The 18239-nt window shown below is 33.0% G+C and carries 15 protein-coding genes; 5 read left to right on the top strand and 10 right to left on the bottom strand.

Annotated elements, in window-relative coordinates; genetic code table 11:
* The first annotated feature begins 72 nt into the window (after positions 1-72).
* Together BZARG_RS06615 and BZARG_RS06610 are read left to right on the top strand one after the other, a co-directional pair.
* Positions 73-978 (top strand): DMT family transporter, encoded by a 906-nt coding sequence (locus BZARG_RS06615; protein ID WP_008636591.1) that lies wholly within the window; start codon positions 73-75, stop codon positions 976-978.
* 179 nt (positions 979-1157) lie between these two features.
* On the top strand, positions 1158-2123 hold the full coding sequence (locus tag BZARG_RS06610; RefSeq protein WP_008636745.1) for a hypothetical protein: 966 nt from the start codon (positions 1158-1160) through the stop codon (positions 2121-2123).
* Positions 2124-2349: 226 nt separating this feature from the next.
* Here BZARG_RS06610 and BZARG_RS06605 read toward each other — a convergent pair whose 3' ends face one another.
* Positions 2350-2892 carry a hypothetical protein gene (locus BZARG_RS06605; protein WP_008636649.1) on the bottom strand — a complete coding sequence of 181 codons (543 nt, stop codon included), beginning with the start codon at positions 2890-2892 and terminating at the stop codon, positions 2350-2352.
* Positions 2893-3005: 113 nt separating this feature from the next.
* Here BZARG_RS06605 and BZARG_RS06600 point away from each other — a divergent pair, with 113 nt between their 5' ends.
* From BZARG_RS06600 to BZARG_RS06590, 3 genes are all read left to right on the top strand, one after another.
* Entirely contained in the window at positions 3006-5768 is a 2763-nt protein-coding gene (locus BZARG_RS06600; protein ID WP_008636754.1) for a 2-oxoglutarate dehydrogenase E1 component, read from the top strand.
* A gap of 30 nt (positions 5769-5798) precedes the next feature.
* Complete coding sequence (gene odhB, locus BZARG_RS06595) at positions 5799-7028, top strand: 2-oxoglutarate dehydrogenase complex dihydrolipoyllysine-residue succinyltransferase (protein WP_008636664.1); 1230 nt, start codon at positions 5799-5801, stop codon at positions 7026-7028.
* A gap of 427 nt (positions 7029-7455) precedes the next feature.
* Positions 7456-7821, top strand: coding sequence for a hypothetical protein (locus BZARG_RS06590; protein WP_123766883.1), 366 nt, complete (start codon positions 7456-7458; stop codon positions 7819-7821).
* Between the two features lie 103 nt (positions 7822-7924).
* Here the strand turns inward: BZARG_RS06590 and BZARG_RS06585 are convergent, their stop codons facing one another.
* The 9 genes from BZARG_RS06585 to BZARG_RS06545 form a co-directional block, all read right to left on the bottom strand.
* Complete coding sequence (locus BZARG_RS06585) at positions 7925-8245, bottom strand: WG repeat-containing protein (RefSeq protein WP_008636623.1); 321 nt, start codon at positions 8243-8245, stop codon at positions 7925-7927.
* A gap of 282 nt (positions 8246-8527) precedes the next feature.
* A complete protein-coding gene (locus BZARG_RS06580) occupies positions 8528-8932 on the bottom strand; it encodes a hypothetical protein (protein WP_040288090.1) in 405 nt (134 codons plus the stop codon).
* Positions 8933-9009: 77 nt separating this feature from the next.
* Complete coding sequence (locus tag BZARG_RS06575) at positions 9010-9297, bottom strand: hypothetical protein (RefSeq protein WP_008636638.1); 288 nt, start codon at positions 9295-9297, stop codon at positions 9010-9012.
* Between the two features lie 523 nt (positions 9298-9820).
* Entirely contained in the window at positions 9821-10456 is a 636-nt protein-coding gene (locus BZARG_RS06570) for a DNA-binding response regulator (protein ID WP_008636586.1), read from the bottom strand.
* 60 nt (positions 10457-10516) lie between these two features.
* Positions 10517-10972 carry a retropepsin-like aspartic protease gene (locus BZARG_RS06565; protein ID WP_008636737.1) on the bottom strand — a complete coding sequence of 152 codons (456 nt, stop codon included), beginning with the start codon at positions 10970-10972 and terminating at the stop codon, positions 10517-10519.
* On the bottom strand, positions 10950-13553 hold the full coding sequence (locus tag BZARG_RS06560; protein WP_008636647.1) for a CHAT domain-containing protein: 2604 nt from the start codon (positions 13551-13553) through the stop codon (positions 10950-10952). Before BZARG_RS06560 ends, BZARG_RS06565 begins: the two co-directional genes overlap by 23 nt.
* A gap of 47 nt (positions 13554-13600) precedes the next feature.
* Positions 13601-15559, bottom strand: a complete 1959-nt coding sequence (locus BZARG_RS06555) for a PKD domain-containing protein (RefSeq protein WP_008636711.1) — start codon at positions 15557-15559, stop codon at positions 13601-13603.
* A gap of 339 nt (positions 15560-15898) precedes the next feature.
* Positions 15899-16912, bottom strand: coding sequence for a hypothetical protein (locus tag BZARG_RS06550; protein ID WP_008636640.1), 1014 nt, complete (start codon positions 16910-16912; stop codon positions 15899-15901).
* A gap of 193 nt (positions 16913-17105) precedes the next feature.
* Entirely contained in the window at positions 17106-18137 is a 1032-nt protein-coding gene (locus BZARG_RS06545) for a hypothetical protein (protein ID WP_008636708.1), read from the bottom strand.
* Between the last annotated feature and the right edge of the window lie 102 nt (positions 18138-18239).

Raw genomic sequence — 18239 nt, 5'->3', positions numbered from 1 at the left:
TAGATGTATACTATTTTGACCATTGTCTTTTCCTAATGAGTTAATATTGCTACTTCAATTCCATTAAAAAAGATGAAGCAAATTTTACAAAACAAATATCTTCTACTTCTTATTATCTCCATTACGTGGGGTTCGTCTTTTATTCTTATAAAAAAGACATTGCCGGTTTTTGATCCTTTTCAAATTGGTGCTTTTCGTGCAGGACTTTCAGGACTACTTTTAGCGTTTATCGGTTTTCCAGCTTTATGGAAAATGGCAAAGAAAGATATCTTTTGGATTGCTTTATCGGGTTTGTTCGGTAATTTTTTAGTTGTTTTCATCTTTCCATTCGCGCAAAGAGAAGTGAGTAGCTCTTTGGCTGGAATTATTAACGCATTGGATCCTGTTTTCACCTTAATATTAGGTGCGTTTATTTTTGGAATTCGAAGTAAAACCATTCAGTATCTGGGTGCTGTAATTGGTTTTTTAGGTGCTTTAATCTTGGTTTACACATCCGGTTCAAATGGGAGTGATAGTCATTACTTTTATATACTTTTATTAATTGTTGGTGCTGCTTTATACGCCCTTTCAGCACTTATTGTTGAAAAAAAATTGATGCATATAAAATCGACAGAATTAGCGAGTTCTATTTATGCCTTCTGGATGATTCCTTCGCTTATAATTTTAGCGTTTTCAGGTTTCTTTACGGATATTGATTATACGCAAACAGAAACTTTGGAATCTTTAGGGTATTTAGTTTTCCTAACCGTGGTTAGTACAACTTTAGTTATGTTTTTATTTTTTAAATTGGTTCAAGATACTTCGGCAGTTTTTGTTAGTACAATTTCTCTTTTAATTCCTGTTATTTCTGTTTTCTGGGGGATTCTAGATGGAGAAGAATTTACGCTATGGTACGCACTTGGTGAAGTTTTGGTTTTAATAGGTGTTTATTTTATTAAAGAAAACAAGAAAGAGAAACTATTAAAAGAATTTAAATAACATAGCAACACAGAAGCGCAATTAAAAATTTCTTGAAAAGATGGCCGCTAACAAATTTCGAAGTATAGAAATTTACTTCCGATAGCTGTCAGAGTTCAGTCTGTGTTTTTTTTTGCTAAATTGCATGCTTAATCATGATTGAATTAACATAAATACTTTACGCACAACAAAATTACATTATGAATAAACTGATAGTATTAGCCATTTTTTTTAGTGTAAACTTATTTAGTCAGGAAATTACAGAGGAACAAAGAGATTTCATTACCAGGGCATTACATGGTCAAGGCTCTGAAAGATTCAATAAGACGACTCATAATGCTTTTAAGTTCGAAGAATATAAAGAAGGCGATTTTTTTAATGAAATAGTGACGCAAGAACAAATATCTGCTTGTTCAGAACTAGTTAAGGAAACTGCTCAATTAAGTGTAAACGAAAAGAATCAATTGGTTTTTACAGGAAAACTTACCGAACGATTTAATATGCAAACAACAGGCGTTTTTTCGGTAGATTTAATAGAAAGTAATCTGCTGAAAGAAAATGGAGAGCCATTCGAATTAAATACATTCTATAATTCAAATAGCGGATATGGGAAAATTAATTTTAAAACTGATGTAAAAAGTGAATATGCCGAAAATGAAAAGATAAGTGGTTTTGTGGAGTTTGAGTTAAGTTATTTAATAGGTTACGATAAAATTGAATTAACCCTAAATGATATTGGAAAAACATTTACTTTAAATGATTGTCAATATGCAATTATCAATATTAAAGGGAACGAAATTATTTTAGATAAATTTTGTGAGCAAGAAAACGAAATTAACGTTATTAACTTTAATCAAAAGGGGCAAGTTGCTAAGCCATTTGCTTATATGGAGTTAATGAGAATGATTGAAAAAGACACAACAATTTCTAAAGAAAATTTCACAAGAAATAATAGACAGACGTATAAAATGGTTCGTGATCTATTTGAGAAAAACCCAAAAATAACGCTTAACGAATTTAAAGAGCTATTTACTTTAAACAAGTTAATAGAAATGAAGGAAGATGGGAAATACTATATTGTTGAAAATATTGCACCATTTGAAGATAGATTTATTCTGTACACTCCTAAATTCCAATCCGAAAAAATAAAAGTTAACATAAAATAACTCAAGAGTAATTTATTGTACCAAACAAAAACAACTGAAAGCTATTATGTTTAAGGTTTTATTTTATCCTTTTGCCATCTTAATAGAGAATAATGTTCTCATGGGAATTGAAAAAAGCAGTTTTTGAGGAGAATTACCGGAACAAAAACACTTCAGAATTGCAATAGTAATTAGAATGCTAAGCGTTGTTATGTATATAGTGAGTCCATCAAAATCACATCATTTTTTAGAAATAAACGCGAATAAACGGCATCCACGAACTTCCATAAATACTTTTTTGTCTATCATATAATACATCATACCGTATACCTATAGCTGTGGAAACCCTGCCAGTGCTGATTCTGTAACCTGCGCCTAGAAATAAAGCAGGATACCAATAATTATCATCTTTAATAGCTAATCGGTTGTCATATTTTCTACTAACATTTAGTTCTTCAAACTCGGCAGAAAGCTGTAGCTCTGGGATTGGATTAAAAAACCCAAGAACACTTCCTCCTAAAATAGTAGATTTATAATAATCTTTCCGAGTGGAATATGTGCCGTTTAAAGAGACTCCAAGTGCAAATTGAGGATTAAATTGATAAATAGCACTCGGTGCTATAGTTCCGCTAAAGTAATCGCCAGAAAAACTTAATCCTACAGCGCCACCAAAACGCACTTGCTTCCAAAAACTGTCTGAATTATTTTGAGCAAACGTAGATGTTGCAATCAGGCAAACAAAACCAATTAAGATACTATTTATTTTCGGGAATAACGAATACGGTTTCATTTTGTAAATTTTAGTTAATTAGATGTTATAAATATAAGAAAACCATACCTAATTTTAGTAAATGTTGTACTTTTGTATAAATTAAGTCAGAACGATTCAGTTTTAATTTATTTATGGATAAATATTCTTTTTTAAACGCAGCACATTCAGCATTCTTTGCTGATTTATACGACCAATACTTAAAAAATCCAGATTCTGTCGAGCCTAGTTGGAGAGCTTTCTTTCAAGGTTACGATTTTGGTAGCGAAAGCTATGGTATAGCGGAACAAACCGCTGAAACTTTTGATTCATGTGAGCATGTGTCTTTAAGTGTAACCAAAGAATTTCAGGTATTACAATTAATTGAAGGCTACCGAACGCGCGGTCATTTGTTTACAAAAACGAATCCTGTTCGCGATAGGAGAACTTATGAGCCAACATTAGCAGTCGAAAACTTCGGTTTATCTCAATCCGATTTGGATACTACTTTTAGCGCTGGAGGTACTTTAGGTATAGGTCCTCAAACATTACGATCAATTATTAAGCACCTGGAAAACGTTTACTGTCATTCCATAGGTGTGGAATATATGTATATTAGAAAGCCTGAAGAAATTAAATGGTTTCAGGACAAATTAAGCGTCAACGATAACCTACCAGACTTTAACGCAGACGAAAAGAAACATATTCTTAAAAAACTTAACGAAGCCGTTTCTTTTGAAACATTCTTACATACTAAATATGTAGGTCAAAAACGTTTCTCTTTGGAAGGTGGTGAATCTTTAATTCCTGCTTTAGATGCTTTAATTGAAAAAGCTTCAGATTATGACGTTAAAGAGTTTGTTTTAGGAATGGCTCACCGTGGCCGATTAAGTACCTTAACAAATATATTTGGCAAGTCTGCTAAAGCTATTTTTAGTGAATTTGATGGAAAAGATTACCAACAAGAGGTTTTTGATGGTGACGTAAAATATCATTTAGGGTGGACGAGTGATCGTGTAACTGAAAATGGTAAAAAAATAAATCTAAATATTGCACCAAACCCATCGCATTTAGAAACTGTTGGAGCGGTAGTTGAAGGTATTACGAGAGCTAAACAAGACGATAAATATACGGACAATCCATCGCAAGTATTGCCAATAGTTGTTCATGGTGATGCCGCTATAGCTGCACAAGGCTTGGTGTACGAAATAGTACAAATGTCGCAACTAGATGGTTATAAAACGAACGGTACTATTCATATTGTAGTAAATAATCAAATTGGTTTTACCACTAATTATTTGGACGCTCGTTCAAGTACCTATTGTACGGATATTGCCAAAGTAACATTGTCGCCGGTTTTACACGTAAATGCCGATGATGCTGAAGCTGTAGTTCATGCTATGTTATTTGCATTACATTTTAGAATGAAGTTTAAGCGCGATGTCTTTATCGATTTATTAGGCTATAGAAAATATGGACATAATGAAGGTGATGAGCCACGTTTTACACAGCCAAAATTATATAAAGCGATTTCTAAACATCAAAACCCAAGAGATATTTATGCCGAGAAGTTAATATCTGAAGGTGTAATTGATGATCAGTATGTACAAAAACTCGAAAAAGAGTATAAAAAGAAACTCGAAGAAAATTTAGAGGATTCAAGAAAAGAAGATAAAACAGAAATTACGCCATTCATGCAAAATGAATGGGAGGATTTTATTTCTGTTGAAGAAGATAAGATGATGAAACCGGTTGATACAACTTGTAGCAAATCGGATTTAGAGAAAGTAACCAAGGTTATTTCAAATCTTCCAAAAGATAAAAAGTTCATTCGTAAAATTGAGCGCTTAATAGAGTCTAGACAAACCATGTTTGATGAAAACAGATTGGATTGGTCTATGGCTGAACATTTAGCATACGGAACGTTATTATTAGATGGTAATGATGTTAGAATTTCAGGTCAGGACGTAGAGCGTGGTACGTTTTCGCATAGACATGCTGTTATTAAAGTAGAAGATAGTGAAGAGGAAATTATTCTTCATAACGAATTAAGCGATACCCAAGGGAAATTCCATATTTACAACTCTTTATTATCAGAATACGGTGTGGTAGGATTTGATTATGGTTACGCTATGGCAAGTCCGAAGACATTAACCATTTGGGAAGCACAGTTTGGAGATTTCGGAAATGGAGCGCAAATTATGGTGGATCAATATATTTCCGCAGCTGAAGATAAATGGAAATTACAAAATGGATTGGTCATGCTATTACCGCATGGCTATGAAGGTCAAGGTGCGGAGCATTCATCTGGACGTATGGAGCGTTTTTTACAGTTGTGTGCAAAAGATAATATGTTTGTGGCAGATTGTACAACACCAGCGAATATGTTCCATATATTACGTCGTCAGGTAAAAGCGAAATACCGTAAACCTTTAATTATATTTACGCCAAAGAGTTTATTGCGTCACCCTAAAGTGGTTTCAACCATTGAGGAATTTACAGACGGTGGTTTCCAAGAATTAATAGACGATTCGCACATTAAAACTGCTGATGTCAAATCATTAGTTTTTGTAACTGGAAAATTCTATTATGATTTGTTGGAAGAACGTGAAAATTTAGAGCGTAATGACGTAGCACTAGTCAGAATAGAGCAATTATTCCCATTACCAATAGATGCTATAAAAGCAGTTATTGAGAAATATAAACATGCCGAAGAAATTGTTTGGGCTCAAGAAGAACCAAGAAACATGGGTGCATATAGCCACATGCTAATGCATTTAGACGAGGCCAAAACATTCAGATCGGCATCACGTAGACCTTATGGTGCGCCAGCTGCTGGTAGTGCGGTACGATCTAAAAAAAGACATAAAGAGGTTATTGACTTTGTGTTTGACAAAACAAAAAATAACCAACATTAACAACATATTAAAAACTAAAACAGTATCACGATGATTTTAGAAATGAAAGTTCCTTCGCCAGGAGAATCTATTACAGAAGTAGAAATAGCAACATGGTTAGTTGCAGATGGTGATTACGTAGAAAAAGACCAAGCCATAGCAGAAGTAGATAGTGATAAGGCCACTTTAGAACTTCCTGCTGAAGCTAGTGGAATTATAACGCTTAAAGCGGAAGAAGGTGACGCTGTAGAAGTTGGAGCTGTTGTTTGCTTAATAGACACGTCTGCTGAAAAACCAGCAAGTGGATCAACAGATTCGGAAGCTAAAAAAGAAACAAAAGAAGCGCCGGCAGAAGCTAAAAAAGAAGCACCAAAAACAGAGGTTAAAGCTGAAACAAAAACATACGCAACAGGTACAGCAAGTCCTGCTGCTAAAAAGATTTTAGCGGAAAAGAATATGGATGCCTCTCAAATTTCCGGTAGCGGAAAAGATGGTCGTATTACTAAAGATGATGCTGTAAATGCAGTACCATCTATGGGAACGCCAACAGGAGGAAACCGTTCATCATCTCACAGTAAAATGTCTATGTTAAGACGTAAGGTTGCAGAGCGTTTAGTGGAAGCTAAAAATACAACCGCCATGCTTACTACGTTTAACGAAGTAGATATGTCGCCTATTTTTGCATTGAGAAATGAATATAAAGAAACATTTAAAAGCAAACATGGCGTTGGTTTAGGATTTATGTCCTTCTTTACACTAGCTGTTGTGCGTGCTTTAAAAATGTATCCAGCAGTTAACTCCATGATTGATGGTAAAGAAATGTTAACCTACGATTTCGTTGATATATCTATTGCCGTTTCAGGTCCTAAAGGATTAATGGTTCCAGTAATTAGAAATGCTGAAAACTTAAGTTTTAGAGGTGTTGAAAATGAAGTGAAGCGATTAGCACTTCGCGCGCGTGATGGAAAAATCACGGTTGATGAAATGACAGGTGGAACATTCACTATTTCTAATGGTGGTGTTTTTGGAAGTATGCTTTCTACACCAATTATAAATCCACCTCAAAGTGGTATATTAGGTATGCATAATATCGTTGAACGCCCAGTAGCTATAGACGGCCATGTGGAAATTCGTCCAATTATGTATGTTGCCTTATCATATGATCATAGAATTATTGATGGTAAAGAATCAGTAGGATTTTTAGTAGCTATAAAAGAAGCTTTAGAAAACCCAACGGAACTATTAATGGATAACGATATTAAGAGATCATTAGAGCTTTAATTAGCCTAATTCCTTATAAAATTAAAAGCGCTACTTCTAAAAGGAGTAGCGCTTTTTTGTTTAATAATAATTTCCTTATTAGAAAAAGCAGACAACTACATTTAATGCAATTACAATGATAACAAGTAGCATAACGGCAAAAACGAAAAATTTGTTAATATTTGAGTCCTGCATGACTTCTAAATTCTTTGAGAGATTAGAATGTTCCGACATTTTATTTGAATTTAAAGCGGGTATAATCTTAAAAAGAATATCCCCAATCTTATGATTAATAGCAAAGTAAAGGTAGGGCGAAACTTTTTATGGTGAAATACGTAGAGATACGTATTTTTCGAAGTGGTTTTTTTATATACATTTATATGATTAATCCACGCGATAGGTGAAAAGCGAACAGAGTAGCCAAACATTAACCAAATTATCTTTAATTATGAAAAAATTCACACTTGCATTTTTCTTTTTTTCTATGTTTTTTGCAACGCCAATAGTAGCACAAGACTACGAGTTAAGGTTCGATATTGTTAACAAAACTGAAATTAACCTTTATGGTATTTATGTTACCGATGTTAACACAGGCGGCTGGGGCAATGACATAATCCCTAATGATATGTTTGAACATGATACAGTTGTAACGGTTAGTATCGATGTTGACAATAATACGCTTTGCGAATATGACATCCGAATTACGGATGATTCTGAAGATTCTGTAGAGTTTTCGGATGTAGATTTCTGCGAATTAGAAACGTTAACCCTTTTAATGGACAATAATGGCGATTTATATTACACGGTTGAATAAAAACTAAATAGTAGATATTAAAGCGCTGGAATATATATTCCAGCGTTTTCGTTTTAAGTAGGTAGTAATAATTTGCTCGTGTTATTATCTTGCTAGGAATTGTTTAATTTTCTACGCGTTTGCCGGTGGTAGAAACATAATACCAACTTTCACTTTCCCAAGACGTGAGCCCGTCTTCTTCCAAAGATTCACAGGTGTCGGCTACTTTAGCCTTACCCGCGCTAAAAGGATATGCGCATTGAAAAGTTGGTTCAATTATAATTTTGCCTTCAGCATTGGCGTATCCAATTCTCCCATTTTTAAGAATACGAAAAGGTCCGTTTTCTATATAATCAGGACCATTGTCATATTTAAATACTTCGAATAGTTCTTTAGCATGTTCATCTATTCCGATTATTTTTCCCGTTTCTTTTTCTAATACCATTCCAAAATTATTAATAGTATCAGTATAGCAATATTCATATTTACCATAGGGCACAATAGTATCACCTTTTGAGTTTACTTAACCAGAAGGTGAGCCAATTTCGTCAAATTCTCCGTTGTAAAACTTAACTAAATAGGCTTCGTTTTGCGAGTTGCAAGCAGAAATTAAACCAATAATTGCAATAGCTAAAATACTTTTTTCATAATGTTTAATTTTTAAGATGATATTGAGTTATTTATACAGTCAGCTTTAACTAAAATACCGTATGTAGTATTAAGGCGTTCATTTTGTTTTTACCTCATCATAATTTAAGATGTCCTTAAAATAAACTTTGGTAAAATCGTCGTGTATAGCGTTGTAAAATTCAATAATTAACCGATTCTTATTAGCTAAAGCACTGTATTCTTCTATTAATTTATCAAATCTCGGTTTTGGTGTGAATATGTTTTTTGCAAAAGAATTAAAATCATTTTCTAATGAAGAGGTAGCATATTCATTTAAAAAACCTTGATTGTTCCATTTGTGAAAAAAATGTTGAGAAGCCTTTTGTTCTTTAATGGTAGAAGCGCCATCGTTACCATATTTAAATTTGTAGGAGTTACTATTTATCCAAGCTAACTCGTTAAATTGATCCTTATAATTGCGGAGTAGGATGCTAGAAAATTCGGCGTGGAAAAGTTGTTCCAAATACAAATCTGAATATCCCTTTTTAGAACCATCGTTTGATAAGTAAACAACCGTATTGGAGTTTGTTCCTCCGTAATTTAATTCATAAAATACAGGCTTTTAAGTATGTAAACCTTTTTTAAATTTGCTTTAATTATAGGTACTGGGTATTTCTGTAACGCTGAGAGTAGTATTCTCTCGCTTTTGGCATATTCGCTTTTATTAAATGAAATTCCTTGAGCGTTTATTTTATCTAAATTCCAACTTGTTGTAAAAATGCTTCCTTCTGCAGAGAAACTAATTTCGACACCACTCCTTTGGTCTATTTTTGTTTTTTGAGCGAATGACGACAGCGTAAATGTTATGGCCAAAATTAGAGAGGTCATTTTCATATTTATAAGATATGTGTTTGAAATTCATAAAATACGGAGTAAATCAGAACTTCTAATAATATGTTACAGCCGTATCAAATTGTTTATAATAAAGAAAGCTTTTTATCCTTTCGGATAAAAAGCCTCTATTAAGTTTTCACCTTGATTAATTAATTAATAGCTCTACAAAGATATATGTAAACCCTTAATTATGAAATACGTACCTATACGTAATTTTAAAGATAAGTGTGATTTTTATAAAAAAAAAGAGCTTTAAATCTCGAAAGATAAAAGCTCCTTTTGTAATTGCCTCAAATAACTAACTAATAGCATGGTAAAGGTATATTAGATTATTCATATAAAGAATACGTATTTCTACGTATCTTTTATTGGATACTTACAAACTAAAAAAGGCTTTAAAAGTTTAACTCTCAAAGCCTTTTAGTTTTGCCTTATAAAATAAGGCTATCAATTAATAGCATTGTAAATATACAGACTATTTAATTACTCTACATACGCATAACTACGTATTTGTCTGTTAATCAAGAAATTGTTCGTTTTCTTTAGCGAATAACGACAAGCTATTATGTTTCGATTCTAAATTTAATTTCTTTATAATATTGCTTTTGTGCTTTTCTACCGTTCTACTGGAAACAGATAATTCATCGCCAATTTCAATAGCTGTTCTGTTTTTAGCAATTAATGATAAAACTCGCACTTCCGCCTTAGTTAAATTATTTAAAGACTGTGGCTTTTGAATATTAGAATTAGAATTTAAGTATAAAGCTATTTCCTCACTAAAATAAGGCTTATTTTTAATAACGCTGGTAATACAATTTTCAATTTCTTCAATAGCAAACTCTTTAAGAATATATCCGAAAATGTTTAAGTCTTGGGCTTTGTCATAAAGTTCTTCGCCTTTATCAAAAGTGATTAAGATTATTTTTGTTTCAATTTCATTTTTTAAACATTCTTCCGCAACTTCAAGTCCTGTTAAATATGGCATCCGAATATCCAAAATTGCTATTTCAGGCTGGTGTTTAACAATTAAATTGTACGCTTCTTTGCCATCTTTAGCACTAGCTAAAATATTGTAACCTTTAGATTTAAGAAAATCATTCAGGCCACGAAGCATTAAGGGATGGTCATCCGCTATAATTATTGAAGATTTCATGCTAGAATTAGTTAATTTTCCTTGTAAAGATAAGTGATTTTAACATATATGCGCTTTCTCTTACAATTTTAGGTACAGATATTTCTTTTCATAATCAATGATGCCTTTGGCTTTCTTTAAAATATCAGCACCAATGATACCGTCAACGGGTTGGGCATTATGACTTGTTAAAGCTGTATTGACATGGGTTAAATTAAATAATATTAAAGGCACTTTCTCTTTTTGCCATTTGCCAATTTTAATATGATTCTTTTTAGATATTTGGGTCAACATATCAATGGCACCCGCACCAGCTGCTTTTATCTCTGAATCTTTAACTTTTAATTTAAAGGTTTCAATAGCTTCAAAACCCACGCAAGAACTAGATGCGCCTGTGTCTAGAATAAAAAGACCTTTAACGCCATTAATAGTCGTTTTTATTTCAAAATGATTAGTCTTGGTTAGTTTTAATTTTACTTTCGTGTAGCCTTTATTTAATAGGAAGTCTTTAAGGCTAAAGGTTTTTTCGTCGCTCATTAGTTTTGCGTTTTCTTATAATCAAAAATACAATAATTAAAAGGGCTAAAATACCTAGCGCGTAATAAACAATTGGAGATGTTTCTTTTGGAGGCACTACATTTCCGTAATAAACAAAAGCGCTCCAATAGTAAGGCGATTTTTTAATATTACTAATCTCATCATTATGTAAATAGTGGAGCTTTGACTCTCTATTGGCTGTAAAAGCGGATTCTGATTTTTGATAGGATTCATAAAATAATGCCATCAGTTGAGCTGTCGATGCATCATTTATTTGCCATAAGGAATACAGCACGTTCTTAGCTCCTGCATATTGAAACCCTCGCGCAATGCTCATGGCGCCTTCACCTTGATGAAGTTTACCAATGCCCGTTTCGCAAGCACTTAATACAACTAAATCTGGATTAATATCTAAACTATATAATTCATTAAGCAACATGGGTTGATCTGAAAAAGCCAAACTTGCAGGATTCGTAAAATCGCCACCTGTTGCATGTGTTGATAAATGTAGAATATTATAATTTGGAACCGCAGCAATAAAATTTTGCTTGGTAGCATCACCATGCATTAATAGAGTGCCTTTTGTTTGTTTCTTTATTGATTCTGCTTCGTCAAGGGAGAAAATTAAGGACTGACTTGTGTTTTCAAAAACGGGGAAAACACCTAAAAGTCGCTTGTTTTTCGAAAGTTCTTGAGGTTCTATATAAAAAGTAATACTAGAGTTATAGATTATATTCTGTTGAGTTACTACAAAGGGCATTGCCGAAAAATTAATGGTTTCGGCCTGCTCTGACAGTAAAGCTTCAAAAGGTATGAAGTTTAGCAAACCATCAGGAATTAAAATAGCATTTTTTGAAGCAGCAGCTTGGTCTAAATGTAACTGTTTGTATAAGCTAAATGCTTGTTGGGTAAACGCCGTAATGTTATTGTTAATGGCAGATGGATTATCAAATAAATGTATAAAATTAGTTATGTTAGTTTTAAAATGATCTGTTAATGGTATTTTAAGAAATTCAGTATTTTTTTCTGAAATGATAAATTGATATAAATTACGCTGACCATAGAAATAGACGATTAGATTAGCTTGGTCTTTCTGTAGTTGTTGCTTAATTGCTGAAAGAGTAAGTTGGTTTTCAATCTGTGGATATTTACTAACAATCGTTTTTTGAAGTGTTTTTAGTTTTACACTAATATCTAAAAGCGTTTTATTTAAACTGTCACTTTGTATGGATTGATATCCTAACTGCGTTTTTATAAGTACATCTGTTAGCCGTTCTTGCTGCTGTAATAATTCTTTCTCTTCAATTAATAAACTATCATTTGGATGCTGCTCTAACAATGATTTTTTATTAAAAACACCCTTTAATACCGATACTTTATGTGTTTCGGAATACTGCAAGGCACGCGTAAAAGTCACAAAATCATCGGTGTTTTGATAGATTTTAAAAAGTAACTCGATACAATTTTCGCTGCGCTTTCTGTTAGCAGCCTGATTAGCGATTTTAGATTCTTGCGAAGTAAGATGAATCGTTAGTAAGTTGGAAACATAAAAACTTAAATCGTAGTACTGTAGCGCCTTTTCGGAATTGGTTTGTAAGCGGGCTAATAAATCGAAAATGTCTATAAAAGTGTTTTCAGCATATAAGGATGTTTTATCGGGAATAACTTTTCGTTCTAGAGTTGGGATCAGGATGTGGAGTGCCGATTGTAATTCTTCGTTGGCTTTTTCAATGTTAATTAGCAAAAAGTGTAATTGTGCTTTTTCAAGATGTATTTTAGCGATTTCTCTAATTGTGAGCGAATCTTGTTCTTTGTATAATGAAGATAAATTAAAGTGTTTTAAAGCTAATTCATGCTCGCCTTTTTTTAAAGCGAGCTCGTACGCTAATTGGTGTTTAATTAAATCATCTTCATTGTCTAAATTATCATTAGTTGTTTTATCTAAAGCAATAGAGCTAGATACTTTAAGTGAATGGAGTTTTTCTCTTTGCTTCTTATTAATATTAGAAATACCGGTGGTTTGTTTAATTAAATCTAAAACCGATTGATGCATACCTCTGGTTTGATATAACACAGAAAGATTAATAATACCGGAAATATAATGCGTAGAATTATTGCTTTTTTTAGCTAAAGTTAAGTATTGTTTTATAGTGTTTTCGGCGTTCGTATAGTTATTTGTTTTGGTGTATAAATTGCCAAGTGGCTTTAAACAATACTCTGTAATATCATAATCGGAAATAGCCGAAAGTTGATTGGTATAATAAAGCGTTCTAGCCGTTTCATAATTGGAAATAGCTAATTGAAGTTTGTTGTTTTCTTGTAAATAATATGCCTTATTACAAATTAGAAACACATAAGCTAATTGCTCCTCTTTGGATGAAATCTTAATTTTAAAATTATTTTCCTGGGTGTTTAAATTTTGAAACGATTGTGCGTTTTTGTTAGCAATAAAAGATTCCGTTGCCTTATAAATCGATTCCTCTAAATTCTGCGCATGGATATTCATTTGAAAAACGAAAAATGCAGCAAGAAGTAAAAATTCCTTATATAAAACCTGATTATCGTTTTTAAAAATATACAATTGTTTTTAGAGTTTTTATTAATTCATAGCGTTATTATACGTGCAAATTAAAACTTCCAAATAGCATATAGTTGCCAGTAGTTAAAATCGTCCTGAAAGTTTAATACATATCTTGCGCCAACACTAGGTCCAATTCGTACGAAACCAGCAGTGATGTCAAGTAACAATCCAGCTCTAAAATTGGTGAATGTATTTGAGTTTTCAATAGAAGAAGAAGAGCTATCTAATAATACATTTGCCCCAATTACCTCAAAGCGTTCTATTAATTTATCTTTGGTTTCTCTTTCGCTTATGGATAACATACCTTGTAAACCAGCACCAATGCCTATGTAGTTATTAATATTATATCGCAATAGAACGGGAATTTCCCAATCTACATTTTGGAAGTTAGATTTAGTTGTGGTGCGTTGTAAGTACTCCGTGCCTTGTGTGTCGTCACGCAATTGCTCGGTAGTATTGGCAGCAGACGAAAACTTATGAAAGCTGTTTAATAACTCCACTTGCCAGTACCAGCGGTATGACTTATACGGAGAAATCGTGGCTCCTACAAAATAGCTTTCTGAGTTTTTTAAATCAGAAAATGCGTTATAACCTGCTTTCGCACCAATGGAGATACCTGGCGTAAATCGGGTGGTTGAATAATTGGTGATAATAGGATCGTTTTTATCGAAAATAATAGCCGTTTGACTTTTAGTTTTTTGTTTATGAAAATCTTTACCAAACTTAATATTGTATTTTACAAAGCCTTTTGTAGAATCGTATTCTTTAACATTTTTCTGCTCACTTCCTGGTAAATAAATATTCTTAAACGTAAAGATGGCTTGTGTATCAGTAAAAGTGGTGTCCAAACAACTGTAACGAACTTCGCGGTCTTTAGGGCAAATTTTGCATTTAGGATACATGTCTGTAACTTCAATCGTCGATTTGTCTAACATTTCGGGAATATCCGTTTCTAGCCGAATTGTGTTGGCAGGACCTTCACCATTATTCTGAAATTTAATTTTATACTTTAAGGTTTTAAAACGCACTAAACGATAGTTCATAACAGTTCCATTACTTGCCATATTATTTGGATCGTGAGATGTTACAATTTCCATCTCCATATCTTTTACCTTATGATTGTCATAATTCGCATCTGGCACATAAACACCACGAATGGCAATAATGGCACTAGTATCTTTCAGCATTTCAGGAGGCGTTTTTAACGTAAAAAACATATTACGCTCTTCATTAGGCGCCATATTATTAAAATCAAACTGCTCGTAGTTTTTATAATAGGCTTTAGATTCTTCCAGTGTTAATGGTAAATTCACTTTAATGGTAGAATCTTGAGGTTTTGCTTTTAAAGACATGAGTCCGTTTTCTGCGTAAGCTAAAAAAGTACGATCGGAATCATCAATTATATTGGTAGCGGCAAAATCTGGAGTCGACAAATGTTGTTCGTTGTGATAGGTTCTGGTGTCTTCAATTGTAAAATTATCAGCTTTATATTTTCTTTCATTATAAAATAGATATAGTTTGCCATTTGTGGTATGATTCAAGTAGTTTTTATAGCGCAAAATTACTACCATGTTTTCTTCAGGCATAGGTTCTCTGTTGCGTTCTAGTAAGAAATCTTCAGTCATAGAAGCTTGCTCCTGATCGGAATTATCAGTTTTAGAAACTGTTATTTTTTTAGGCCGTGTACTAGGTGGTTTTCCAGTATCGTAATGATTGGTTGCCCAAAGCTTTACTTCGTAATCGCCTGGTTTTTTATAAATATGTTTTGGGTTTTCGTCTTTGCTATATGTGCCATCATCAAATTCCCAATAGTAAGAGTAGAATGCTTTAGGTGCTCCAGCAATTTGCTCTAAAATGGGAGTTTCTGGTGTTAATTGAATAGCGTTACCGCTAATATGGTGTTTAATTGTTGCAATGCGTGGAATACTATCTTGAGAGGGTGTTTCTTGTGCAGAAAGCCATTGAAAACAACAGCTGAAAATTAAAAATGTAAAACAATTTCTCATATACTTACTGTTTAGATACATGCTAAAATACAAAAAGCGATGATTATTACAACCATCGCCTATCATTAGGTTAAATTAAGGCAAACTATTTATTGTTGATAACGATTTCGCCTCGATATTTATCACCATTATGGAGCATAAAATGGCTTTCTAATCTTATATAAAGAGTAGGTGTGCTTTGTTACCCAGTTTTTTGAAGTGCTTTCTATTTTTATATTATATTAAAATTGAAAAAGCCTTTCAAGTAAATGAAAGGCTTAATCTTCACCGAGTTGAGAGCTCGGTTCTTCAAAATAGCATTTTTAATGTGTTTAGCAAATTGCTTTATATATATATATATTATGGTAAGGCGTTAACTATAGATACAAGTTCATCGGTTGTAGTAATAGTTGTATCTTCTATTGAAAAAGTTATAATTTGGTCTTCGGCTAAAGTGGCCGATTTCACGGCATATCTCCATTCTCCGTCAACTTCTGTGGTGAAAATTAAGTGGTAATCCAATCCAATAGGAAGTTCACCGTAATACTCTGAAAATACACCATTTTCAAATTCGCTAAGTATGGCTAATCCAAAATCTTCGTTGGCATAGGCTAAATAAATAGCGCTATTATTATAATTATATCCTGCAGGAGCTTGCGCATGGATGGTTGTTTTAGGTCGTGGATCCAAATAAAATTTATCAATATTTGTCCAACCAAAGTTTTGTAAGAAAGCAGAATAATTGCTACCACTTACAAAAACACCATGTCCATTAATGTCTTGAGGATCCCATGTTAAATCGCCATTACTGTCAATATTACCCGTCCATAAAATCATATCTGGATCTGGACCTCCGGTTAATGCGGTAGGTACTTCTAATTGCATGGCGCAACCAGTATCTAAAACGTCTCCGTTTTGGGTGGCTTCCAGGAAAAATTCACCCCCTGTAATAATTAGAGCCTTATTTCCATTGGGTTTTATACCCATAGTGGTTTTATTTGTGGTAAGCATATTTCCTTTTTCAAAAACTTCCACATATTCTAAATCTACCATTCCAGAAACGGGATCGCCATTTTTAGTTAAGCAGTTAGCATCAATAGAAATAGCGACACCTTTAGTAGAGGTTAAAAAAATCATCCCATCGTCTGCATTAAATTGAAAGTTTTGGGTAATATCGCTTAAAGCTTGACTTCTAATATTGGCAAAATCTTGAGCCGAAGGCACATCCAGGCTTTGAGGATCAGGAATGGCATTATTCTCATTTGAGCTGCAACTAGTAAATGACACGGCAGCTATTGTTAAGATGCCAAAAAGTATTTTTATATTGTTGCTTATAGTATTTGAGTAATTAAGGTTGTTTACTGCTGTTTTCATATTACATTCATTATTGTTATTCATCTTTATATACACAGTCAGGTTATTTTGTTACCCTATATTTTTTATTTATGTGAAGAATTGTGGGAATTTTCAAAAAAAAGTCCTTTCAAATTAATGAAAGGACTTTCTCCACTGAATTGCACATTTTTTTCCCTCAAAATAGCAACTTTTATATTTTTACAGAATATTGTTACGGCAAATTGTCAATCATATCTATTAAGTCGGCCTCACTTGCAGCAGCTGTATCGCTCATAGAAAATGTTATAACTTGATTAGGAGCAATGGTGTATGGTTTGATAGCATACCTCCAAACACCTTCCACTTCCGAAGTGAAAATAACGTGACATTCCAAACCTATAGGAATTTCGCCATAATGCTCACTGAATAAACCATTTTCATAAGTATCTAAAATAGCTAGTCCAGAGTTTTCTCCGTCATAGGATAAGTAAATGGCACTATTGGAATAGTTAAAACCCGTTGGTGCTTGCACGTAAATAGTTGTTTTTGGTCTTGTATCGTTAAAAAAACGATCAATGTTTGTCCAACCAAAATTTTGAATTAAAGCATAGTATGAATTATTAGCATTATACAATCCAGGAACACCATTAGGTGTAGGGTCTTGAGGATCCCAAGTTAAATCGCCGTTTGCATCAATAATACCTGTCCATAATACCATATCTGGATCTATACCGCCCGTTAAAGCTGCAGGAACGATTATGTGTATGTTGCATGTGCTTTCTAAAACAATATCGTTTTGACTAGCTTCAAAATAAAATTCACCACCAGTAATAATTAATGCCTTACTTCCATTTGGTCTTAAACCCATAGTCGGTTTATTAGTAGTTAACATGTTTCCTTTTTCAAAAATTTCTACATATTCTAAATCTACCATTCCAGAAACAGCATTTCCGTTTTTAGTTAAGCAACTAGCATCTAAAGTAATTTCTACTCCGTTATCTGATGTTAATGTTATGATACCATCATCTGCATTAAACTGGAAGTTTTGGGTGATATTATTTAAAGCTTCACTTCTAATGTTTTTAAACTCTTGAGCTGATGGAATGTTAAATCCTGGATCATTTATAGAAGTAGCATCATCGTTAGAGCTACAACTATATAAAGTGATACATCCTATAGTAAGGATTCCAAGAAAAGTTTTTACATTTTTATTTATGTTAAATACGTTCTGTGAATACTTTCGAAATTTATTTATTGTTTTCATAATATATTAGGTTTTTAAAATCTTGTTCGTCCTTATATAAAGGAGTGATCACTTTTGTTACCTTGTTTTTGTGAAATTTTAATTTTTTGTGATCAATTTGTA

It is taken from the genome of Bizionia argentinensis JUB59 (genome assembly GCF_000224335.1).
In the GTDB taxonomy this organism is placed as follows: domain Bacteria; phylum Bacteroidota; class Bacteroidia; order Flavobacteriales; family Flavobacteriaceae; genus Algorimicrobium; species Algorimicrobium argentinense.
Note: the sequence above shows the minus strand (reverse complement) of the source record. Positions and strands in the feature narration are given on the sequence as shown.